The organism is Bacteroidota bacterium, from assembly GCA_016711505.1.
In the GTDB taxonomy this organism is placed as follows: Bacteria; Bacteroidota; Bacteroidia; order AKYH767-A; family 2013-40CM-41-45; genus JADKIH01.
Window position 1 is genome coordinate 173,503 of sequence record JADJSV010000001.1, and the last position, 22,309, is coordinate 195,811.

Annotated in this window: 20 protein-coding genes, 1 tRNA gene and 1 pseudogene; 14 read left to right on the top strand and 8 right to left on the bottom strand. The window is 37.4% G+C overall.

Features of this window, described 5'->3' with window-relative positions; genetic code table 11:
• Positions 1–678 precede the first annotated feature (678 nt).
• From IPL24_00750 to IPL24_00760, 3 genes are all read left to right on the top strand, one after another.
• Positions 679–1,494, top strand: a complete 816-nt coding sequence (locus tag IPL24_00750) for an RsmB/NOP family class I SAM-dependent RNA methyltransferase (GenBank protein MBK8362245.1) — start codon at positions 679–681, stop codon at positions 1,492–1,494.
• 94 nt (positions 1,495–1,588) lie between these two features.
• Entirely contained in the window at positions 1,589–1,849 is a 261-nt protein-coding gene (locus IPL24_00755) for a hypothetical protein (protein ID MBK8362246.1), read from the top strand.
• 71 nt (positions 1,850–1,920) lie between these two features.
• Positions 1,921–3,774, top strand: a complete 1,854-nt coding sequence (locus IPL24_00760) for a hypothetical protein (GenBank protein MBK8362247.1) — start codon at positions 1,921–1,923, stop codon at positions 3,772–3,774.
• A gap of 137 nt (positions 3,775–3,911) precedes the next feature.
• Here IPL24_00760 and IPL24_00765 read toward each other — a convergent pair whose 3' ends face one another.
• Both IPL24_00765 and IPL24_00770 read right to left on the bottom strand, forming a co-directional pair.
• The gene (locus IPL24_00765; protein ID MBK8362248.1) at positions 3,912–4,112 is read right to left on the bottom strand and encodes a hypothetical protein; all 201 of its coding nucleotides are present in this window, start codon (positions 4,110–4,112) and stop codon (positions 3,912–3,914) included.
• 190 nt (positions 4,113–4,302) lie between these two features.
• Positions 4,303–4,671 (bottom strand): hypothetical protein, encoded by a 369-nt coding sequence (locus IPL24_00770; protein MBK8362249.1) that lies wholly within the window; start codon positions 4,669–4,671, stop codon positions 4,303–4,305.
• Here IPL24_00770 and IPL24_00775 point away from each other — a divergent pair.
• Positions 4,634–5,344, top strand: coding sequence for a hypothetical protein (locus tag IPL24_00775; GenBank protein MBK8362250.1), 711 nt, complete (start codon positions 4,634–4,636; stop codon positions 5,342–5,344). The genes IPL24_00770 and IPL24_00775 overlap by 38 nt on opposite strands.
• Positions 5,289–7,358, top strand: a complete 2,070-nt coding sequence (locus IPL24_00780) for an SPOR domain-containing protein (GenBank protein MBK8362251.1) — start codon at positions 5,289–5,291, stop codon at positions 7,356–7,358. Before IPL24_00775 ends, IPL24_00780 begins: the two co-directional genes overlap by 56 nt.
• 164 nt (positions 7,359–7,522) lie before the next feature.
• Here IPL24_00780 and IPL24_00785 read toward each other — a convergent pair whose 3' ends face one another.
• Positions 7,523–7,813: an ATP-dependent Clp protease adaptor ClpS gene (locus tag IPL24_00785; protein MBK8362252.1), complete on the bottom strand. Its 291-nt coding sequence runs from the start codon at positions 7,811–7,813 to the stop codon at positions 7,523–7,525.
• Between the two features lie 327 nt (positions 7,814–8,140).
• Between IPL24_00785 and IPL24_00790 the strand changes: the two are divergent.
• From IPL24_00790 to IPL24_00800, 3 genes and pseudogenes are all read left to right on the top strand, one after another.
• Positions 8,141–8,937 (top strand): annotated as a pseudogene (locus IPL24_00790) (M48 family metallopeptidase).
• Between the two features lie 98 nt (positions 8,938–9,035).
• Positions 9,036–9,109: transfer RNA gene (locus IPL24_00795), tRNA-Arg, on the top strand.
• 137 nt (positions 9,110–9,246) lie between these two features.
• Positions 9,247–10,167, top strand: a complete 921-nt coding sequence (locus IPL24_00800; GenBank protein ID MBK8362253.1) for a T9SS type A sorting domain-containing protein — start codon at positions 9,247–9,249, stop codon at positions 10,165–10,167.
• Positions 10,168–10,390: 223 nt separating this feature from the next.
• Here the strand turns inward: IPL24_00800 and IPL24_00805 are convergent, their stop codons facing one another.
• Both IPL24_00805 and IPL24_00810 read right to left on the bottom strand, forming a co-directional pair.
• Positions 10,391–12,370 carry a T9SS type A sorting domain-containing protein gene (locus IPL24_00805; GenBank protein ID MBK8362254.1) on the bottom strand — a complete coding sequence of 660 codons (1,980 nt, stop codon included), beginning with the start codon at positions 12,368–12,370 and terminating at the stop codon, positions 10,391–10,393.
• Between the two features lie 204 nt (positions 12,371–12,574).
• Positions 12,575–12,814: a hypothetical protein gene (locus IPL24_00810; GenBank protein MBK8362255.1), complete on the bottom strand. Its 240-nt coding sequence runs from the start codon at positions 12,812–12,814 to the stop codon at positions 12,575–12,577.
• Between the two features lie 150 nt (positions 12,815–12,964).
• On the opposite strand from IPL24_00810, the gene IPL24_00815 reads away from it, so the two are divergent.
• From IPL24_00815 to IPL24_00825, 3 genes are read left to right on the top strand one after another with little or no spacing between them, the layout of a single operon-like run.
• The gene (locus IPL24_00815; GenBank protein MBK8362256.1) at positions 12,965–13,555 is read left to right on the top strand and encodes a TetR/AcrR family transcriptional regulator; all 591 of its coding nucleotides are present in this window, start codon (positions 12,965–12,967) and stop codon (positions 13,553–13,555) included.
• Positions 13,552–13,809: a hypothetical protein gene (locus IPL24_00820; GenBank protein ID MBK8362257.1), complete on the top strand. Its 258-nt coding sequence runs from the start codon at positions 13,552–13,554 to the stop codon at positions 13,807–13,809. Before IPL24_00815 ends, IPL24_00820 begins: the two co-directional genes overlap by 4 nt.
• Before the next feature lie 7 nt (positions 13,810–13,816).
• Positions 13,817–15,091, top strand: coding sequence for an MFS transporter (locus IPL24_00825; GenBank protein ID MBK8362258.1), 1,275 nt, complete (start codon positions 13,817–13,819; stop codon positions 15,089–15,091).
• Between the two features lie 189 nt (positions 15,092–15,280).
• On the opposite strand, the gene IPL24_00830 is transcribed toward IPL24_00825, so the two are convergent.
• From IPL24_00830 to IPL24_00840, 3 genes are read right to left on the bottom strand one after another with little or no spacing between them, the layout of a single operon-like run.
• On the bottom strand, positions 15,281–15,970 hold the full coding sequence (locus IPL24_00830; GenBank protein ID MBK8362259.1) for a hypothetical protein: 690 nt from the start codon (positions 15,968–15,970) through the stop codon (positions 15,281–15,283).
• Positions 15,967–16,809 carry an ABC transporter permease subunit gene (locus IPL24_00835; GenBank protein MBK8362260.1) on the bottom strand — a complete coding sequence of 281 codons (843 nt, stop codon included), beginning with the start codon at positions 16,807–16,809 and terminating at the stop codon, positions 15,967–15,969. Before IPL24_00835 ends, IPL24_00830 begins: the two co-directional genes overlap by 4 nt.
• The gene (locus tag IPL24_00840; GenBank protein MBK8362261.1) at positions 16,809–17,723 is read right to left on the bottom strand and encodes an ABC transporter ATP-binding protein; all 915 of its coding nucleotides are present in this window, start codon (positions 17,721–17,723) and stop codon (positions 16,809–16,811) included. Before IPL24_00840 ends, IPL24_00835 begins: the two co-directional genes overlap by 1 nt.
• Before the next feature lie 437 nt (positions 17,724–18,160).
• Between IPL24_00840 and IPL24_00845 the strand changes: the two genes are divergently transcribed.
• The 3 genes from IPL24_00845 to IPL24_00855 all read left to right on the top strand — a co-directional run bounded on the left by IPL24_00845 (position 18,161) and on the right by IPL24_00855 (position 22,290).
• Complete coding sequence (locus IPL24_00845; GenBank protein MBK8362262.1) at positions 18,161–19,291, top strand: DEAD/DEAH box helicase; 1,131 nt, start codon at positions 18,161–18,163, stop codon at positions 19,289–19,291.
• A 44-nt stretch (positions 19,292–19,335) separates the two neighbouring features.
• The gene (locus IPL24_00850; protein MBK8362263.1) at positions 19,336–19,524 is read left to right on the top strand and encodes a cold shock domain-containing protein; all 189 of its coding nucleotides are present in this window, start codon (positions 19,336–19,338) and stop codon (positions 19,522–19,524) included.
• A 396-nt stretch (positions 19,525–19,920) separates the two neighbouring features.
• Positions 19,921–22,290 (top strand): TonB-dependent receptor, encoded by a 2,370-nt coding sequence (locus IPL24_00855; protein MBK8362264.1) that lies wholly within the window; start codon positions 19,921–19,923, stop codon positions 22,288–22,290.
• The last annotated feature ends 19 nt before the right edge of the window (positions 22,291–22,309 follow it).

Sequence of the window (22,309 nt, forward strand, 5' to 3'; positions counted from 1 at the left end):
CGAAGAGGTCGCACATGATAATGTAATATCCTTTCATCTAATAAATAAAATCAAGAAATCATTTTTTACAATTCCAGCGGAACTGTGAATTTTTTCCTAGAACTTTTATGAATAGGAAACCACTTTCAAATTAGCAACTTTCTTAACAACCGCCGACCTCGAAGAGGTCGCATATTTGTAGAAAGGAAAAGGCCCTGCTAAACCCGACCTCGAAGAGGTCGCACATGATAACGTAATATCCTTTCATCTTAGAAATAAAATCAAGAAATCAATCTTTACAAAGAGAATTAAAGTTAATTTCACCCATGCATTACAACATCCTCTTCGACCGCGTCCAAAACCTCATCCAGTCATACGATTTCTCACAACCATTTTCTCTTTACCTCAAAGAAATATTCAGGAATAATCCCAAGATGGGTGCTCGCGACAGGCGAGAGACCCGTGATTATTGCTATCATTTTTTACGTTTAGGAAGAAATCTGGAGAATGAAAATTTTAAAACCAAATTAGCTGTTGCAAGTTTTATTTGCTCTTCAACAACAAGCCAATCACTGGAAACGTTGCTGACTGAAAATTCAAAATTGTCTGTGAACTGATCTGGGCTCAGATACAAATGAAAAAATCGAAATTGTAAAAAAGCAATTTCCGGAATTCAGTATAGAAAAGATTTTCGCAGATATGGATTTGCTGAGTGATGATATAGACAAAAATGCATTCGCTCTTTCATTTCTAATTCAACCAAGGGTCTATATTCGCATTCGCAGAAATTTTATTAAAGAAGTTGTTGCTGAATTAGAAGAACTAAAAATACCTTTCGAAAAAACATCAACTGAAACTGTTTTATCTTTTGCACCAATGCAAAAGTTAGAACACATGAAGACTTACATAGAAGGGTATTTTGAAATTCAGGATATCAACTCGCAACGGATCACAGATTTTTACTCGCCACAAAAAGATGAGAAGTGGTGGGATGCATGTGCAGCAAGCGGTGGGAAAAGTCTGGCTCTGATCGATAAGGAAGAAGCAGTATTTTTACTCGCCACTGATCTGCGGGAAAATATCCTGAAGAATTATTCCATGCGAATGAAGAAAGTTGGCTTCAAGGGATTTAATACTCAAGCAATTGATCTTACCAAAAATTCTATCGATCCAAGTGACCGGTTTGATGGGATTTTAGCCGATGTTCCATGCTCCGGATCCGGGACTTGGTCAAGAAGTCCGGAAAACCTGCACAAAAATCCTAAAACAAAGGTTAAGGAAGTCTATCAGCCGCTTCAGCGAAAGATCGTTGCAAATTGTGTTAAGAACTTACGACTTGGCGGGACATTGGTTTATAGCACCTGTTCAGTCTTTAGTGCTGAAAACCAAGACAATATTGCATATTTTCAGGAAAAACTTCCATTGAAATTAATTGAAAGTGCACTGATTTCTGGTTATGAAATGAAGGCCGATAGTCTTTTCGTGGCCAGATTCGAGAAAGTTTCAGATAAATGATTTAATTTCTCAAATTTGCCGGCCCTTAACGGGTGTATTCCGGAAACAAAAAAGGCTTTTTCGGAGTATAATTATATTAATAAAGCAACAAAAAGTGAATCACCCATACGTCGGAAAATTTTTCCGGCTTCTCCTGTTATCTTTTCTTATATGTTTTTCAGTAACTGCCCAACAATCAGCTTCTTCTGAAGATGAATTGAAGAAGCAGGCTGAGAAAGCGTTCGTTGCCGAAAATTATGAAGAAGCACTATCCCCTTATTCGCAGTTATTAAGTCTTTATCCGAGAAACGCTACTTACAATTATCGTTATGGTGTTGCTTTACTCAAAGCAGGAAAAATAAGACAAATGCAGTAAGTTATCTTGAAGCCGCTGCTAAAGATGCTACCAATCCGGAAGAAGTCTGGATCTATCTCGGACAAGCCTACATGATCATCGGAAAGTTTGATGATGCTTTGGGAAGTTTTCGAAAATTTGAAGCAATTGTCAATTCGACTAAACTGAAGAAATTTAATTCAGAAGAACTTAAGGCGAATTGTATGAATGCAATCGAACTTTTGAAAACGAGAAAGAATATTGTTATAGTTAGTTCGAAAGAAGTTTCGGTAAATGAATTCTATAAATTTTTCAGCTGGACAAATGCAAATGGAAAAATTGTTCCTGCGGCAGAACAATTTTTAACCTCTATGGACAAGGATAAACAAAAGGATCCTGTCATGTTCATTGCAAACGATAAGCAAACGATCTATCTATCGAGCTATGGTAAGAAAGGGGAGAATGGAAAAGATCTTTACATCGTCAGAAAAATGCCGAATGGTCAATGGTCGGAACCTGAAAATTTAGGACCGACAATTAATTCGGAGACGAATGAAGATTTTCCTTATCTCGACCGTGATGGAAGAACTTTATATTTTTCTGCAAAGTCAAAAAAGAGTATCGGTGGCTATGATATTTTCAAATCAAACTTTGATTTTAATTCCGGAAAATGGTCTGCACCCGAAAATTTAGGCTGGCCGATCAATACTATCAGCGATGATTACTTGTATGTTCCAATTATCGGAACACAGGATGCATATTATGCAACAGGAATCAACACATCTAAAAATGAAATTGAGATCCGGAGAATTCAATTACCGGATCAGGGTGAAGCTCTTGTAACGATTACCGGATATTATGCACCGACAGATCAAAAAGTTCGGCGTGATGCAAGGATCACCATCTTGCGCGGCGATGGTGAAGGCATTGTTACTTCAGTTTATACTGATCCTTTCACGGGAAAGTATGATGTTACATTAGAGCCCGGACAAGATTATATCATCGTTGTAGAAGGGGGCGGATATTTACCGCATTCGGAAAGTTTTTCACTACCGTCGCAACTGAACAATTCAGAGCTCAAGCAAATTGTAAAGGTTACACGTGAAAACACGAATGAGAATCTGACGCTTGAAAATTATTTTTATCCTGCAACTGCTGTCCGTGATGTTCCTTCTGAAGTTAAGTCTGCAACTTATGATGTAAATGCGGATACGTCTTCAATGATGGCAGTTCAGATAAACAATCAGACTGTAATGGTTACTAAACCAGGCTCAGGAAAACCGGAAGAACAAACTGATGTAGAGTCGGCGAAAGGCGAGAATCTGGTAACTATCGAGAAGAAGGATGAATATGATCCAACTCTTGAGAAAGGTCCAACAGCTGATGAAATAAAACAAAAAAGTGAAGAAGAAGCAAGAGCGAAAGATCTTGTCAATGATTCAAAGAAGTCTGATAATTACGATATCACAATTGGGAATGAAGAATTGGCAGCCATAGCAATTATGGATGCTAAATCAGCGCGGGCAGAAGCAGATAGTTTATTGTTAGAAGTAGAGCGATTGAAGATAGGTGCCATTGAAAGAGACAGTCTTTCTGCTCAGGCAATGTCAAAGGCAGAAACGGCAAGCGAACAGGATAAGCCAACGTATCTTAATGAAGCTTATACCATGAAAGCTGATGCAGATAATATGCGTCGCCAGGCTTCTGATCTGACGATTGCTGCTATAGCAAAGGATACTGAAGCAAAAGCTTCTGAAGAAGATGCAGGTGAGTTGTTAGCTACAATTGGTGGTGATAAAGGAAAAAAGGATTCGAAAGTTATTGCTAAAAATGAAAATAAATCTGATCCGGCAAAGTCAAATCAGGAAAAAGCAGGTCAGGAGAAATCAGATTCCGGTTTAGCTCAAAATATTAATTCAAAAACGAATGCTTCATCGGAAGAAATAAAAGAACTTTCTCCTTCGTAACGATCAGAATTCAACTACAAAATCTTCTGAAGAACAGGTAAATCAGGTTTCAGAATCGAATGAAAAAAGTAAAGTTGAGGAGAAAACAAATTCTGAGCAAATAGCAAAACAGGAAACTAATTCTGAGAAAGAAGTTGCTACTTCGGAAGGATCACAGAAGAAAAGTGACGGTCAGACATCACCTGCTCTTGCAATTCAGGATTCAGTAAAATTAACTGCTGATGAAAAGATTCAACAGTCCGCTCAGGGATCAACGACAAATCCGGATTCAGAACTTGCAGAAACTCAAAATGAAAAAAGTAAGGAAGATAAATCAGCAGATGAAGTAGCAGCTTCACAGACTATTGCAGAAACTGCAGACAACAAAGCTGGGATTCAGAATTCTGATTCTATTCGTAATGAAGTTGCAATAAAAGAAAATACGGCAAAGGAAAGTCCGGCGAATATTAGTACGGAAAAAACTTCCGATGATAGTCAAAAACCAGTAGTCGAAAATAACAATGCTGAAGACTCATCCAATCAGAGTGATCAGGTCGCAGCGAATGATAGAGCTGAAAGCATAGATAATGCAAAGGGAGCTCTAAAAATTAATACACAAGAGCAGGTTGCAGAAGATAAGAAAACTGAAACTCCTGCGAATACTACAGCTCCGGAAAATTCAATTGCTGAAAAAAAATCATCAATAGAATCTACGAAATCTGAAACAGAACAAACAGCAAAAGTTGAGACTGATGAAACGATTACTTCAAAAGATACTGTTCCGGATTTTGTAAAAGAGAATATAACTTCAGATGATGTTGCTTCCGCTGCTTCTGAAAACAAGCCAAATGAAGAGATCGCTGAAGATGTAAAAACACAAGTGATCGATTCATCAAATGCACAATCGTCAAAAAGCAATAGTCAGGAACCAATCGTTGTTGACAATGCAAATAAGAAATCTACTGATATAGCTCCGACTCAGGAAAGTGTTGATGAGAAAATTGCAATAAATTCAATTGACAATTCAAAGAACACAAATTCAGATTCAACTGTTTCAGATAATAGTACATCAACTGAGCACACATCGAAAGTTGAATTAAAACCACCTTTTAAAGTTCCTGTTGAAGAAGAAAAACCTTTTCCACCGGATATAAACAATTTGAAAGTTAATCCTGTAAATGAAGAAGCAAGAATTGCATATCAGGCATTCAAAACGAAATACAGAAATGCAAAACAACTTTCTGATCAATCTGTAGAATTGCAGAATAGAATTGTTAATTCCAATGATTCTCCGGAGAAGGACAGTCTGATCTACATTTCAAACAATCTTACAGAACAATCTACATTAATCTATGCTGAAGCGCAGGATCAATTAAAAGCTGCACAAGCTATCGATCCTGATGTGAAGAATAAAATGGAAGTCAATGAGCAGATCATTGCTTACAATTCTTCTATGCCAACTAACAATGCAAATAACAGCACCAGCCCGACATTAAATGCACCGGATCAACAGAAGCCTGATACAAAATCCAAAATTGAAACCGTTACCGGAACAGAAGTTCACTGTAACAGGAACTGTAACAGGAACTGATACAGTAACAGATAACTCAGCTATAACAGAAACGAAATCGGGTAAAGAAGACCAACCTGTTGTAAGTACAACTGCTGAAACTTCAGGAGATGTAGTTGAAAAGGCTCCAGAAGAAGTTGTTGCTGAAAAACCGGCAGACAATCTTGCTGTAGTTGCACCGGTAGTTAATGAATATGAACTGACTCCGGAAGAAGCAAAAGCAGTTGATGAAGCAACGACTTTTACAGTTGAAACTCCAAATGGAAAAGAAGTTGTGAAAATTGATACTGTTGGTATCAATACACGTCATCCCGAATTTCAGAAATATGTAGAAGTAAATAAAGAGATCACAAATAAGCAAGTCGAAACTATCGATGTGTTTGCAGATGCAGTCAATCAGCAGAAACTTGCTGTTGAACAAAAGCAGGAGCAGAATAAGTTGATGGACAAAGCAGAAGTAGAGCAGGACCGTCCAACGAAAGCTCAGATTTTTATTAAGGCCGATGCTTATCGCGATTCATCGAAGAAGAATGAAGCAGAAGCAGCAGAAAAATTTGCAATTGCGCAAAGTAAAACTTCCGAAGTAAAGAACAAGACTGCAGAAATGCAGGAGATCCGTCAACGGATTGCGATTCCGGGAAGAGAGTTACCAAAGCAGGCAACAAATTCAAAGATCAATCCACAAGGGTTAACGCAGGAAGAATTGACTGCTATGTCGCAACCGAAAGCGGACGATGTACCTGCGAATACATCTGAAAGTAACAATAGAACTTCAACTGAGTCTTCAAGCAATGTTACACGTCAGTCAACAGCGGTATCAACACCGGCTACAACTTTCGCTCCTGAAAAAGTTCAGGAATTTGCAAAGCAATCGTTTAGTATTGCAAGCGCTCCGGTTTACAATAAAGAGAATCCGATTCCTATGAATCCGCCGATACCTGATGGACTTGTCTTCAAAGTACAGATCGGAGCATTCAGAAATGAAATTCCTGCGGAGAAATTCCAGGGAGTTCAGCCGATCACTGCTGAAACAACTCGTCCGGGTTGGGTTCGTTATTGTGTAGGATTGTTCCAGACATTTGAACCTGCTGTAGTAGTTAAGAAAGAAATGCAACAACGTGGATTTAAAGATGCATTTGTTGTTGCGTATCTGAATGGAAAACGAATCGGACTCGATGAAGCGTATGCAATGATCGCAAAGAACAAATCGAAACCTGATAATAATTATGTTGCCAGTTCACAAACTGAAATGGCGTTACTGAGAGCAAACAATATTCGTCCTGAGAACATTTCATCTATCAGAAATAATGTGATGGATACCGATGAAAAAACTTTCTATGGTGAAAATGCTTCGAGTGTCAAGAAATCACTTGCTGTTGTAGAATATGCAGTTCAGGTTGGAGTCTATAAAACGCAAACAACACCACGCGGATTGCAAACGCTTACTCCATTATTTACTGAGAAGATCAGAAACAATCTATATCGTTTCACGAGTGATCACTTTGTAAGTTATGCATCTGCTGATTCAATGAAACGAATTGCAAGAAGAGAAGGAGTAAAGGATGCATTTATTGTTGTGTATAGAAACGGTGTTCAGTCTGCTTTATCATCTGTTCCGGTAGCGGAAAGAAGAACAACGCCTTCATCTGCATTACCTGTGAGAACAACTCCAAGTCAACCGGCAGAAACAACACCAGTTGTTTCAAATCCTGTCGTTAGTCCGAAGTCAACATTGCCAACAGCTGTTGAAGGTGGAGAAAAAATAATTTATCGCGTTCAATTGGGAGCATTCAAAAATAACATTCCATTTACTGCTGTCGTTTCATTCCTGAATGTTGCTGATAAAGGTATCACCCAACAAACAGACGATCGTGGATTGCATATTTTCTATGCAGGAACATTCGGTAAATTCTCTGAAGCAGCGGCACTAAAAGCTGAGATCGTATCGAAAGGGGTTGCTGATGCTTTTGTTGTGGCATTGCAAGGTGGGAAAAGAGTAGTGCTCACGGATGCTATGAAGAATGAAGAGAAATGAAGTAGAATGAAGTGAAATGAAGTGGAATGAAGTGAAAAGTGGAAAGTGAAAAGTGAAAAGTTGCTTTGCCGCAAATCAATTGTAACGATAAGCGCTAACATCCGAAAGACGGAAAAAGAAAAAAGAAAAAAGAAAAAAGCAAAAAGCAAGAAGCAAAAAGTTTCCTACTTAATCACTGCTGAAAGTCCACGGTCAATAAGCGCATCTTTCATTGGTTTCAGATTTGCAAATGAATCAGACTTTACTGTGCATTGGCCGTTGTAGTGAATGATGTAGGTACATTGTTCAGCCTGGATGATATCATGTTTGCAGATCTCCACCAGACATTCAATTACAAAATCGAAAGTATTTTCATCGTCATTATAAAGTATCAGATCACGAACACGGGCTTCTTTGACCTCTTCAATTACAACTTCTTCTGCTTCCGGGTTGAGGGTGTTAAATAGCGATTTCATTTTCTTTTCTGAATTATTCCTTTACAGGTACAAAAGTAGGAATTATTTTGTTCCCAAGCAGGGGATTTTTAGCTAGTTTTTTAGGGATTAGGGGTTTACAGGCGATTTTCAGGTCCTTTTTTTAGTCTAAGGGTAAATTAAACACAAGGACACTAAGGTCACAATAAGAACACGGAAATCTTAGTGGTCTTCTTGTGAACTTAGTGCCCTTTGTGTTAAAAAAAAATCAGGGAAAATTGTTTCCACCATTTCCTTACCCTTTCCTAAGCACAAAAATTCCCCCGAAAAACCATTACATTTGGCACGATATTTCACCACACAAATTCTATGAGAACACATAAAATCAAGGCACTCAGTATAGCATTGCTCTTTACTGCCTGCAGCACAGTTCCAATTTCGAACAGAAAACAAATGAACCTTTTGCCTGAAAGCCAAATGGTATCGATGAGTTTAACGAGTTACCAGGATTTCTTAAAACAGCATCCGCCGGTTACAGGCACACCGGAAGCGCAAATGGTTAAAAACATTGGTGCGAAAATTCAGTCTGCTGTTGTTACTTACCTTGGACAACACAAAATGGGTGACCGTGTTGCCGGATATAAATGGGAATACAATCTGGTAAATTCTCCGGAAGTAAATGCATGGTGTATGCCGGGTGGCAAGGTTGTCGTTTATTCAGGCATCTTACCGCTCACACAAGATGAAGCAAGTCTGGCAATAGTTATGGGTCATGAAATTGCTCACGCTGTGGCTCGCCACGGAAACGAACGGATGAGTCAGATGTTGATGCAACAAGCCGGAGGAATGGCATTGGATGTGGCACTTTCAACAAAGACTGCCGAAACAAAGAACATGTTCATGACAGCCTACGGAGCCGGTTCCACTTTAGGAATTCTGAAATACTCCCGTACTCATGAAACAGAAGCCGATAAATTAGGTTTGATCTTCGCAGCAATGGCCGGTTACGATCCACAAAAGCAGTTTCATTCTGGCAAAGAATGGGTCAGCAAGGCGGTTCGAAGCCACCGGAGTTTTTAAGTACCCATCCAAGTGATGCGACACGAATCAAAGACCTTCAGTCATTTATGCCTACAGCCTTAAAGTATTACAAAGGCAAGAAATAATCGCTTCACAAATCCTTTGCAGGAATCATTTTTAATCTATCTTTGCGGCCTCGTTTTTGAATCAAAACAGCGATTCTAAGCGTTTCTAAAATATTATTGCACCCGTAGCTTAACTGGATAGAGCATCTGACTACGGATCAGAAGGTTAGGGGTTCGACTCCCTTCGGGTGCACTTGGAGTGTCAGTCACAGTTTCAGAGTCAGTTGCCAGTTTTACTGCAGACTGACTTTGGTATTCTGAGTGACACTTTTTTATTTCACAGAAGTTTATTTTTTGTTTCTTTAGAAATACTTTCTACTCAGATTTTATATGAAAATTATCTTTCTGATCTTTCTTTACTCTGTGGCTAGGTTTTCAACTCAAGCTCAAACTTCCATTTATCATGAGTTTCCGGATTCAAATGCTGTTTGGAATATTGACGAAAGTGCATATTGTTTTATGTTGCCGTTTGCTACTCTCAGATATTCAATTGTTATGGATGGTGATACGCTAATTGGAGGAAGTAATTATCATAAACTCAATATTCCTTACGTAGATACTACTTCAGCTCCTTGTTATACGGGTTATCCTCAGTATGCTGGTTCGATACGTGAAGATGTTGCGCTGAAAATGGTTTACATCATTCCACCGGATGACTCGGTTGAACAAGTGCTTTATGATTTCAATTTAGAAGTTGGTGATACTGTTCACGGATATCTGGGGTCTTGGTTGTTTCCGAATAATCTTGATACAGTAACTGCAATCGATTCAATTCTGGTAGGAAACAGTTATCGAAAGCGATGGTCCATTTGTCCGAATTATGATATTTTTATAATCGAAGGAGTAGGGTCAACTTTTGGTTTAATTGAATATTCACCCGGTTCTATGTCTGCTGATTTTACTCAATACACCGTAAGGTGTTTCAAACAAAACGACACTTTGCTTTATCCTTACTGGAATACAACTTGTGATTTGATCAATACTGCTGATAAAATCAATCAATCCGCTTTTAAAACTTCGGTTTTTCCAAATCCTTTTACAATGGAATCAACACTCACAATCGATCCTTCAATAGAATTATCAGATCTAAATCTATCAATATATAATTCACTTGGAATCTTGACCCGCAATCATAAAATTGTCGACCATTCTACAACTATCCGGAAAGATGACCTGCCAAATGGGTTATATTATTTAAAAATTTTGAAGGATGGATTAATCATCGGAAGCGGAAAAATAATTATTAAATAAAACTATTCGATAAAGTGACATATCTGCCTAATAAGTCTTCTGTTATACTAAGTATTATTTGTGTTTTAATAATTTGCGCTTGTTTTTATCTTGCAGAAATAATAAAGTTAGAAATTGTCAGAACTATATTGTACATAATAATTTTTTGTGTTATTTATTATTTGAGAAGCAAACTAAAAGTCAGAGTATGATCTTAACATCCGAAAACTCTAATAGATATTACTCACTTAATCACCACAAACTTCTCCTGATAAACCACATCCGGATTTTTCACAACCAATAAATATACTCCATTCATTAAAGAACTCACATCAAGTTTTGTGAAGCTTTCTTTTGTGGTAAGTTTTATTTTTTCTTTTCCTTGCAGGTCTACAACCATTATTTCCGAGACTGAATTTTTCGAAAGAGAAATGTTCAATTCATTTGATGTTGGGTTAGGGGAAATAGATAATGATGAAATATGATTTTCAATAATGCCTACGGGGCTACTGATGTAGATCGTATCGATTAGAGTGTTGTATTGCAATTGATAACCTCCCCATGAAATTGCATTGGAATAAACTGACAAGTAAAAAGTATCAGTTCCGGAATAAGTTGGTGGGACTAGCATAGAAATGGTTGCTATAGTGTCACCCGCAACCTGTGCATTAATGTGATTGGTTCGGCATATAACTACGGAATTTAAATTAAAGTTACCTGGATTGAAATTGAAATATGAATATAGATCTGTCAACGGGTTACCAAATGAAGTTGTATTGACTTCAAGCGAACTACTGGTCAGATTCAGATGAATTCCTTGAGCAGTGGGACCAATGAATGTGTTAAAAGATAATCCGTAGATAGAATCAAAAGGAACGGACGAACTTCCGGCTATAACATCTAAAACCAGCGTATCGGCTGCATGAATAGAATTATTTCTGAATTCGAATCTTAAATCAGGAAGTGTCGGAGAAGATTGCTGTTGTCTTTGCCAATCTGGCCCTAGATTCCGGGGATAAAAATGATACAATAATGGTAATAGATCCGTTGAGTCTATCTGCCCATTTCCATCTACATCTGAAAACTTGTAATTAATTCCTGATTGGAATCTGTCTGTCCAGTTTTTTGAATATACTACGTTTTGCGTCCATCCCTTTACGAGAGAATCATGCGCTGGACCGGAAGTGCCCATTGCAGCAGCAACATAAACGGCATCATCTGCGAATCCTAAAACAGAATTATTATTTGCATTTCCCGGATAAAAATAACTCGTAGAATCAAGAACACTATTTCCATTGCTGTCAAGACGAGCTATAAACGGTGAATATCCGGTTTGCTGATAAACGAAGAACCATGTTCGCCACCCTCCACCGACAATGTATGATCCGGGTATGATTTCTTTAATAGCATGAAATCCGAATTGCGGGAATAAGGAGGTCTTCGTCCATTCTAAATTTCCATTGAGATCATATTTGTTGATCTCGGCATTGTTTACACTATCCTGAAATGTTGTTATAAATCCACCATCAGAAGTAGGAGCAGAGTAAAATGCATGTATCGGTAAGTCCCATATAACATTTCCATTTTGAAGACCGATTTTCATTACTCTTGCATTCGATTGAGCAAAAATATAAAGTGAGTCGAAGGAGATGATCTGGAATAAGCCTGAAACATTTAGATTCCACATTGGGTTGCCTGCAAAATCTTCTTTTTTAATTGTATCTGTTTTTATATTAAGTATTGCACTATCAGTTGTCGCAGTGAGATTACCTGTAAATGGATATCTGTTTCGGATAAAATTACCATTTATGTCAAGTTCTACCAGTGAATCAAAAAACTGAAGAAGATATGTATTAGTAACTGTCGGTTGGAATGAGATTACATTCATAGTTGGGGTAGGGCCGTTGTAAGTCTTAGACCACTCAACAGTTCCATTTGAATCTCTTTTCTGAACAACATCTGTAACACCGGAGCCCATATGCCTGAAGACAAAACAACAGCCATCGTCATCTGTAACGTGGAAGCTAAAGCAATACTCAATATATATTCCACCAGATTGTGCAATACCTAAATCCCATATTATTCTTCCGGAAGAATCTGTTTTCACCAGATCGGTACGGTCACCTTTGGTCATTTGATATAAACCGAGAATATTCTTTGTTGATGTTATGCCTAAGGCAATTGGACCAACACTAACACTATCATTATTTTGGGATGGGAGCAAATAGTCAATGTTCAGAGTCTGAGACCAGGTTGATGATTGGCTGATTACGGATTTCGGAAAAAATAAAATTAGGAAGATTGCACTAAGAAGAGAGTTTTTCATGCACAAGTAATTATTAGATTTCAAATCTATCGTTTACTTTCATCTCAAATTTTAAATTTTCGCCAATGGAGGAATTTTGTAGGTGAAATTCGCTTGGAATTTTCAATACTTATTCTCCGGGGCTCTCAAATCTGTAGTATCTTTCAATTCCCCCGTTACCGTATTATCACCTTTAGCAGCACTATCCGGTTCCGCCATTTTCGAACTGTCAGGCAGATGCATGTTTTCAGTGTTGCTGTTGATCTGATCTTTATCGTAACCACCGTCGTTTGTATTTCTGTTGTCGCAGGCTGTTAAGGCGAAGAAGGTTATGAGCGAAAGGAGTGAAGCTATTTTTTTCATGTTAATTTTTTATTCAGAGAAGGAAAATAACGTACCATACAAATTCAAGCATTGCATATTTGGGCTTGAAATTATTTGATAAAAAGTTGCACTTTCCCTTGTTAAGTAAGCGAACATTCACTTATATTTGCGGCTGATTAAAGTCATAAGATGCGGTTAAGGGATAATTTAAAGGAAGATATTGTAAGGGAAGAAGCTATCAAAATGCTTGCTAATGAGGGATTTGACGGGTTTTCCATGAATAAACTGGCGAAGGTCAGCAACGTGTCTGTGGCGACTTTATACATCTATTATAAGGACAAAGAAACCTTGCTCAAAGTGATCGGGACAGAGATCGGACGGTCGTTTATGCAGAATACATTGAAAGACTTTTCTGCTAAAATGCCTTTTGCGGAAGGACTTAAAAAACAATGGGAGAACCGGTCTGATTTCGCAATTCAGTTTCCACTTGAAGTTGCCTGTTACGAGATCCTCAGACATTCAAATCACGGCGAATATATCAATGAAGAAAGTTTCAAGGATTTTAAAACCACAATGCAGGAATTTACTCATAATGCTATCGAAAGAAAAGAACTGATACCACTTTCAATTGAGGCTTTCTGGAGTGTTGCATACGGACCACTTTATACTTTACTGCGTTTTCATAATGAAGGTAAAAGTATTGGCGGAAGAAAATTTATATTCAATAAAAAAGTAATGGACGAAGCGTTTCAACTTACTATCAAAGCACTGACTCCATGATCTTAGAAATAGAAAAACCGACAGTTATGTCAATCGATTATAATCAGATCCTCCTTTTTAAAACGAACATCCGGTCTGAGGATGATAAAAAATGTATTGAACCAATTCTCAATTCACATAAGAAGATCAGTGAATGGAATGTGGATACAGAAGATGTGGATTGTGTGCTGCGAATTGTTTCGCATTCATTGACACATGATCATATCATCAGTGAAATAAAAAAACTTGGATTTCAGTGTAACGAATTAATTTAATTTTTAAATGAATCAACCAAAATCTCCGGCAGTTAAATTTACCGGATATCAGAAATTTGTAATTGCTTTACTTGCTCTTACTCAGTTTACAGTCATACTTGATTTTATGGTCATGTCACCTCTTGGTGATCTGCTTATGAAATCACTCGACATGAATCCATCCAATTTCGGTATTGCTGTTGCAGCTTATGCATTCAGCGCCGGGATCTCAGGATTGCTTACTGCAGGATTCGCAGATAAATACGACAGAAAAAAATTGTTCTTGTTTTTTTATGTTGGGTTTATTTTAGGAACGATCATGTGCGGACTTGCAAATTCGTACCATGTCCTGGTTGCAGCAAGGATCATCACAGGAATATTTGGCGGAGTGATCGGTTCCATTTCTATGGCAATCGTTGCTGATCTATTTTCAATTCAGCAACGCGGACGTGTTATGGGATTTATGACGATGGGTTTTGGAGCGAGTCAGGTATTGGGAATTCCTATCGGACTTTATCTTGCAAATATCTGGGGCTGGCATGCGCCATTTTTCTGGGTAGCTGGAATGGCAGTAGCTGTAGCAGGACTTATTGCCTGGAAATTAAATCCGTTGACGGCGCATCTTGCATTACAAAGTGATAAGACTGCAGTAAAACATCTCTTGCATACGATTGCAAAAAAAGAATACAGGATCGGTTTCTCCGCAACGGCTTTACTTTCTATCGGCGGTTTTATGATGATGCCTTTTGGTAGTGCGTTTGCTGTAAACAATCTGAAGATAACTCAGGAGCAATTACCAATTCTATTTATGGTTGCAGGTATCAGTACGTTGATCATAATGCCCATCATAGGTAAGATCAGCGACATGTACGACAAATTCAGGATCTTTGCATTGGCATCTTTATGGATGGTAATGGTCGTACTATTTTATACTAATCTTGGTCCTTCACCATTCTGGTTAGTAATGGTATTCAACGTCCTGATGATGGCCGGTATCATGGGAAGAATGGTTCCATCTGTTGCTCTCACAAGTGCAATTCCAGATATGTCGGACAGAGGTGCGTTTATGAGTATAAATGCTTCCTTACAACAAATTGCCGGCGGTTTCGCAGCTGCAATAGGAGGAATGATCGTAGTGCAAAAAGATAAATTCAGTCCGTTGGAACATTATAATACGCTTGGGTATATTGTAGCTATTATTTCGCTGATTGCAATTTTTATGATTTACAGGGTAAGTGAAATGGTCAAACGACGTAGTGGTTATAAAAAAGTGATCAACGAACCGGTTTTGGTTGGAGAATGATTTAGTACTTGAAGAGAGATTAATAATTAATAATGTTATGGAAGTTATCTAAGGTCGTTTCAGTAATGTAAGATTTTTTTTAACACTAAGATCACTCAGTTTTTAGCACAAGTTCACAAGTGAAGTTTCAATTACGTGTTCTTGTGACAATTTTTAGTGGTCTTAGTGTTTAATTTTTTAAGCATAATATTATTTAAAAACCGAATCATCGACACCTTTATTGATCAGGTAATCCATCATCACCACAGTAATCCGTCCTTGCTTTTCTTTTGTTTCTTCTTTGGCTTTGGTGTTATTGATATCTGCAGCTACACTTTTTGGGATCTTGAATTTTTTTATGTCGACAGTGAAAATGATCTTATCGGGTAATCCATAGGCAGACTGTGCGCCATAAAAATATTCTGTCAGAATGGTTCCGTTTGTTTTAGTTGTCATCTGCGCTTTATGCACCAATGAAGTTTTTTCATCGATCCAGAGTCTGCCAAGAATGAGATCACTCGTATCTGCCAAAGGAATAATACTGACAATTGTAACAGGCAATTCTTTGAAAACCTCTTTTGCCTGGATCATTGCTGTGAATGAATTGGTATCAGCCAGCATTTTTGTCAACTGATCAAAATTTTGCCGGGGTAAAATTGCAATACTTTTTGAATCGACTTTAAATTTATCATTCTTCTTGAAATAAACATTTGCATTGATCGGAAGCATTTTCAAAAAAGGAAGATCAACACGGATATTTGCTTTTGCGGAATAATTATCTGCTTTCTGAATTTTCTGATAAACACTCCGGAGTATCGAATTAGCAGACTCATTCTGTGCAGACAGATCGATTGAAATGATGCATAGAACTATGAGTATAAATTGAATCCGGATTCTCATGACAAAATATCTTTTTTGTTGAATTTGTAGATAGCAATACCAAGTAATCCGAAAATGTGAACAACTAATACAATTATTGATGTACGAATCTGCTCAACAGGTATTGGATCTTCGAAGAAACTTCGCCACGAAGCCATGTGCGTTGTAAACAGGAGCGGAGTTATATTTTCAAATACGGGTACGTCCAGTGTACCTATGATCGTGAAGAGAATTATAAGACCCATTGTCGATACTATTGGACCAATCGAATTATCAGAGAAGCAAGAGAAAGTTAATGAAAGTGTTGCTATCATTATCAAAGCCAGATATGCAACCAGAAATCCATAGAAGAACCGCATTCCGACATCACCGGCCTGAATAATATTCAGTCCATCGCTTTTTAAAACCATGAGATCGCCTGGACCAAACAAAAACTTACTTACGAATATTGCCAGCAATGCCATCCAAAGTAAAACTATGAGTGTATAAAAGCATCCGGCAAGATATTTTGAAAGTAAAATACCTGTTCTTGAAATTGGTTTAGTAAGCAGTAAACGAATCGTACCCATTGCGCCTTCACCGGAAATAAGATCACCGGTAACGAATGCTATCAGCAACGGCACATGAATGATGAGCATATTCAGAATGATGAATGCCATCAGATTTCCGTTCAGAATATTTCCTGTAAACGAAAGTGATTGTTCGAAAGGAGCAGTGATGAATGAAATGTATGTCATTCCATCCAGTCGCATGGCAAACAATATCACACAAATGATCAGAGTGATCGCTGCAATACCAATGTAACTTCTCGGTTTGCTGGCGATCTTCAGGATCTCATTGTATGTGCTTTTTAAAAACATCAGCTATTGATTAACTTTAAAAAATAATCTTCGAGTTTTCTTTTTGATTCAATGCTATAAACAGATATTCCCGAATCAGTCAATAATTTATTGCACGCAGGAATTTCATCTTTTGACAGATGAAGAAGAATCTGATCATTCGAAGTTGATTGTATAGCATTTGGAAATGCTTTTTGCAAAATGACGATCGCTTTATTCTGATCATTTACTGCGAAGGAAACGAGTAGAACTTTTTCATCAAGCAGTTCACGCACATTTCCCTGCACCAGAGTTTTCCCTTTGCTGATGATGACCATTCTATTAGCGATCAATTCAATTTCTGAAAGAATGTGAGAGGAGAGGAGTACTGTTTTATTCCTTTCATTTTTTAATTGAAGGATCAGATTCCGGATATCAAGTATTCCCTGTGGATCGAGTCCTGTAGTTGGCTCATCTAAAATGATAAGTTTGGGATCATGAATCAAAGTCTGTGCAATGCCAAGCCGTTGCCGCATTCCATGTGAAAAGCCATTCACTTTATCGTTTTCCCGGCCTTTTAATCCGACAAACTCAATTACTTCAGCGATCTTACTTTTAGAAACATTTTTTCCGGAAACTCTAGCAAAGATCTCCAGATTTTTTTGCGCTGACAGATATTTATAGAAGTCAGGTTTTTCAACAATACAACCGATCTCAGCTAAGATCTCTTTTCTGTTTGCATTCAATTCTTTCCCGAAAATTTTGATTTCACCTGATGTCGCGCTGATAAGAGTCAACATCGTTCTGATAGTGGTACTTTTTCCTGCACCATTCGGTCCTAAAAATCCAAACACATCGCCCTGAAAAACATCAAATGAAACATCATCAACTGCCCTGAACTTTCCGTAATCTTTAACCAGATTTTTTACTTCAATAATTTTTTCCACTTGCGACATTGACTGATGAACAAACGAGACGGGTACAAGTTTCTTTTGGTAAGTAGTAATTAGTGATTAGTAAGTAGCACTGATTACATTTTTACAAAACTAGCTCTTATTCATCATTAATGAACCATTTTGCTGATATAGTGCATCTGTTCTCCAATTTTGCACAATGTGCTACTCACAACTTACCACTCACTACTTACTATTCTCTAAATTGCAGATATTCAACTAGTTACGTATAATTACCTGATAAGCAAGCAATTTGCAACAATTAATTTGCTATTGAAGTATAAATAGTCGTACATTTGTATACTTCTCAAGAAGATTGTATTCCGCGTAGTTTGTAATTTCATTAAATCACAAGTCGAGTTTTCACATTTTTCTTAGTAGTTCAACCTTGGATGTTTAACAATGAATTTTCGAGGAAAAACAACACTTATTAATAATTAATGACATTTACAAAATTAGGTCTCAACCAACCCTTGGTTGAAGCTTTAATTACCAAAGGGTACCTTACTCCAACGCCTATTCAATTACAATCGATCCCTCTTATATTAGAAGGAAAAGATATTTTCGGATGTGCACAGACAGGAACAGGGAAGACAGCGGCATTCGCACTTCCAATTTTACAATTTCTTAACGACAAGAAAGATCCTTCTCAGAAACGTACGATCAAAGCATTAGTGCTTGCTCCGACACGTGAACTTGCGCAGCAGATTCATGATAGCTTCCGGATTTATGGTTCTAATTATAAGATAAACAGTGCCGTAGTTTTCGGTGGTGTTTCTCAGGTTGCTCAGGTTTCTACCATTAAAAATGGTGTGGATATACTGGTTGCAACACCGGGACGTTTATTAGATCTAATGAACCAGGGTTATATTAAATTGAATACTATTGAGTATTTCGTTTTAGATGAAGCGGATCGCATGCTTGACATGGGATTCATTAATGATATCAAAAAAGTTATCGCTAAACTTCCAAAAGAACGCCAGACTTTATTCTTCTCAGCAACTGTTTCTCCGGAAATTAAGACGCTTGCCAATTCAATTTTGGTTCGACCGGCTCACGTTTCTGTGACTCCTGTTTCATCGACTGCAGAAACTGTTAAACAAACGGTTTACTACGTAAAGAAAGAAGACAAACGGAATTTGCTGAAGCACGTTCTTACTAATAATGCAATTGAACACGCTTTGGTCTTTACAAGAACTAAACGTGGCGCTGATCGTGTTGCAAAAGACCTGAATAAAGACGGAATTAAGGCCGAAGCTATTCATGGTGATAAGTCGCAAGGTGCCCGTGAAAGAGCACTTAAAGGCTTTAAAAATCGTTCAATCCGTATTTTAGTGGCAACTGATATCGCTTCCCGTGGTATCGATGTGGACAAATTGTCACATGTGATCAACTATGAAATCCCTGAGCAGGCCGAAACGTATGTACACCGGATCGGAAGAACCGGAAGAGCAGGAAGTGAAGGAATTGCATTATCTTTTTGTACACAAGAAGAAGTTTCTTATATTCGAGACATAAATAAGCTGATCAAAAAAAATATTGAGATCGTAAAATCTCATCCTTATTCTTAAGAACAAACCCAATAACAACTAATAACCAATTAAATAACAAAACAATGAAAAACGGAGTAGTAAAATTCTTCAACGAGCAAAAAGGTTTCGGATTTATTAAAGACGAAAATGGACAAGAAATTTTTGTTCACGTAACAGGTCTAACACAAAAAATTCGCGAGAATGATAACGTAACGTTTGACGTTCAAGACGGTAAAAAAGGCTTGAATGCAGTCAACGTAAAGCTTGCATAATTGAAAACCAAAAAAACCTTGAGGGTTGCTGAGCTAATCGGCAACCCTCTTTTTTTTGTCTGCGATTTTTGACCTGGATTAAATTGATTAATGGATTACCGGGAAAATTTTGAAATGGATTTTTGGATTTCATTTTCAATATTTTTTGCGAAGAAATTTCACTTCAATTTTAAGGGAGTTTTCTTCGCAAAAATTCACACATATCAGCGAGTAATCTAATAATCCATTAAAATGCACATTAATAAATATACCCGGTAATCCAGAAATCCATTAAATCCCGGTAAAAAATCCCGGCAAAAAATCAGCTTCACAGTTCAGATCGCAATTTCAACAGTTCACAGAAAAGTAGTTTGATACAAAGTACATCCTGATTAATCTTGTATCAAAATTCAAGCAATGAAAAATATTCTCTTCACCGGATTAATCATTCTCACAACTGCACTTTTTGCTGGTGCCCAGATCAGCTCTCAAAATTTACGAGGTGTAATTGTCGACAAGCAATCGCAGTCGCCCATTCCCGGTGTCACAGTTATTATTCTTGATTCAACAAAAAATGTTGGAACTACAACAGACATCAATGGAAATTTCCTGATCAAAGATATTCCTATTGGACGAGTTTCCATAAAAGCGATATTGATGGGTTATTCACCTGTAATTTTGCGCAACCTAATTTTAGATTCAGGTAAAGAGCTCGTTGTAAATTTAGAAATGGAAGAACAGGTTGCAGACCTGAAAGAAGTTGTGATCTCTGCCGGTCAGGATAAACGTGTTGCAATAAATGAAATGGCTACTGTCAGTGCCCGCTCTTTCTCTGTTGAAGAAACGAATCGGTATGCAGGTTCGTTAGGTGATCCTTCTCGGATGGCTGCAAACTTTGCCGGTGTATCAGTTGCAGGAGATTCCAGGAATGATGTTGTGATCAGAGGTAATAGTCCGACAGGATTATTATGGCGTCTCGATGGTGTAAACATTCCTAACCCTAATCATTTTGGATCATTAGGTACAACCGGTGGACCGGTAAGTATTCTGAATAACAATCTTCTCGACAATTCTGATTTTATGACCGGTGCTTTTCCGGCGGAGTATGGAAATGCACTCAGTGGAGCATTCGATCTAAAAATGCGTAGAGGTAATAGTGAGAAAAATGAATTCATGGGTCAGATCGGTTTCAACGGTTTTGAAGTTGGAGCTGAAGGTCCGATCGGTAAAAAGAAAAAATCATCTTATCTCGCCAATTACAGATATTCAACACTGGGTTTGTTGAACGATCTTGGAATTAAATTCGGTTATAGTTCTATTCCGCAGTATCAGGATCTGTCATTCAAAATAGATATTCCCACAGGAATTAAATATGGCCGTTTTTCTATCTTCGGAATCGGAGGTAAAAGTTATATTGAATTACTTGATAAAGATAAAAAGGAAGGCGATTTTACTGTCAGCGGTTTTGCTGAAGATACTTATTTCAGATCTAATATGGGTGTAATAGGAGTTTCACACAAATTATTTTTCAACGAGAATACAAGTCAGACAATAAACTTATCTGTATCGGGCACAGAAAATATTGTTTCGGTTGACAGTTTATACAGCAATAAAGAAAGTAAAATTCTTCGCTATGGAAATAATTCTTCTGAAGCTAAATATTCTCTATCGTACAATATCAATAAAAAATTCAGTTCGAAAAATACTGTCAGCTTTGGATTTATCTCTGATGCAATTGGTTCTAATTATTCAGATAGTCTTCTTGAGAATTCGACATACTATAGAAAACTGACTAATATATCCGGTACTAGTGCATTGATTCAGGGCTACGGTAAATGGCAACATAAATTTTCAGACAAGTTCGTACTGAATTCAGGAATTCATTACCAGCAATTTCTTTATAATAATACCTATGCAGTTGAGCCACGCTTAGGATTAAAATGGAATTTTACAGAGAATCAATCCTTCAGTGCAGCTGCTGGAATGCATAGTCAGATTCAGACAATGAGTTTATACTTTTATGAGACTGAATTGCCAGGTAATAATTATATCAGAACAAATAAAGAAATGGATATGACACATAGTAATCACTATGTAATTGCATATGACAATCAGTTTTCACAGAATTGGCGAATTAAAGTTGAAGCATACTATCAGCAATTAAGCAACGTTCCTGTGGAATTGAATTCAAGTACCTATTCTACATTGAACATTGGTGCAGATTATGTCACACCAAATGAAGATAGTCTGGTCAATACAGGAACCGGGAAAAATCTTGGCGTAGAATTCACCCTGGAAAAATTTTTTGCCAAAAACTATTATTTCCTTCTTACAACTTCAGTCTTTGATTCAAAATATAAAGGCAGTGACGGGATAGAACGTAATACAGCTTTCAATGGAAATTATACAGCAAATTTACTGGCCGGTGCAGAATTCAATCTTGATCCGAATAAAAGGAAAGTTCTTACATTGAACGGAAAATTTACAGTGGCCGGTGGTAAGCGCTATGTACCTATTGATCTGGAGCGTTCTATTTCAAATAATGAAGCCGAATACAACTATGATGAAGCTTACAAAAATAAGTACAGTGATTATTCCCGGCTGGATGCTAAAATTGGTTTCAAATTGAATGGCAAAAAAGTTACGCAGGAATGGGCATTTGATATTCAAAACATTTTAGCAACGAAAAATGTTTTTCAGAAAGTTTATAATCCTACAACAAGAAGTATTCAGACTGAATATCAACTTGGCTTTTTTCCAATGATGACTTACAGAATATTATTCTAACATTGATTTAATCTGTCAG

What these genes read in the sequence shown, in the direction of transcription:
- IPL24_00840 (MBK8362261.1), bottom strand. Translation starts at nt 17,723, where the DNA reads ATGTCGCAAGTGGAAAAAATTATTGAAGTAAAAAATCTGGTTAAAGAT.
- IPL24_00810 (MBK8362255.1), bottom strand. Translation starts at nt 12,814, where the DNA reads ATGAAAAAAATAGCTTCACTCCTTTCGCTCATAACCTTCTTCGCCTTA.
- IPL24_00800 (MBK8362253.1), top strand. Translation starts at nt 9,247, where the DNA reads ATGAAAATTATCTTTCTGATCTTTCTTTACTCTGTGGCTAGGTTTTCA.
- IPL24_00815 (MBK8362256.1), top strand. Translation starts at nt 12,965, where the DNA reads ATGCGGTTAAGGGATAATTTAAAGGAAGATATTGTAAGGGAAGAAGCT.
- IPL24_00855 (MBK8362264.1), top strand. Translation starts at nt 19,921, where the DNA reads ATGAAAAATATTCTCTTCACCGGATTAATCATTCTCACAACTGCACTT.
- IPL24_00835 (MBK8362260.1), bottom strand. Translation starts at nt 16,809, where the DNA reads ATGTTTTTAAAAAGCACATACAATGAGATCCTGAAGATCGCCAGCAAA.
- IPL24_00750 (MBK8362245.1), top strand. Translation starts at nt 679, where the DNA reads ATGGATTTGCTGAGTGATGATATAGACAAAAATGCATTCGCTCTTTCA.
- IPL24_00850 (MBK8362263.1), top strand. Translation starts at nt 19,336, where the DNA reads ATGAAAAACGGAGTAGTAAAATTCTTCAACGAGCAAAAAGGTTTCGGA.
- IPL24_00760 (MBK8362247.1), top strand. Translation starts at nt 1,921, where the DNA reads ATGATCATCGGAAAGTTTGATGATGCTTTGGGAAGTTTTCGAAAATTT.
- IPL24_00825 (MBK8362258.1), top strand. Translation starts at nt 13,817, where the DNA reads ATGAATCAACCAAAATCTCCGGCAGTTAAATTTACCGGATATCAGAAA.
- IPL24_00785 (MBK8362252.1), bottom strand. Translation starts at nt 7,813, where the DNA reads ATGAAATCGCTATTTAACACCCTCAACCCGGAAGCAGAAGAAGTTGTA.
- IPL24_00820 (MBK8362257.1), top strand. Translation starts at nt 13,552, where the DNA reads ATGATCTTAGAAATAGAAAAACCGACAGTTATGTCAATCGATTATAAT.
- IPL24_00845 (MBK8362262.1), top strand. Translation starts at nt 18,161, where the DNA reads ATGACATTTACAAAATTAGGTCTCAACCAACCCTTGGTTGAAGCTTTA.
- IPL24_00830 (MBK8362259.1), bottom strand. Translation starts at nt 15,970, where the DNA reads ATGAGAATCCGGATTCAATTTATACTCATAGTTCTATGCATCATTTCA.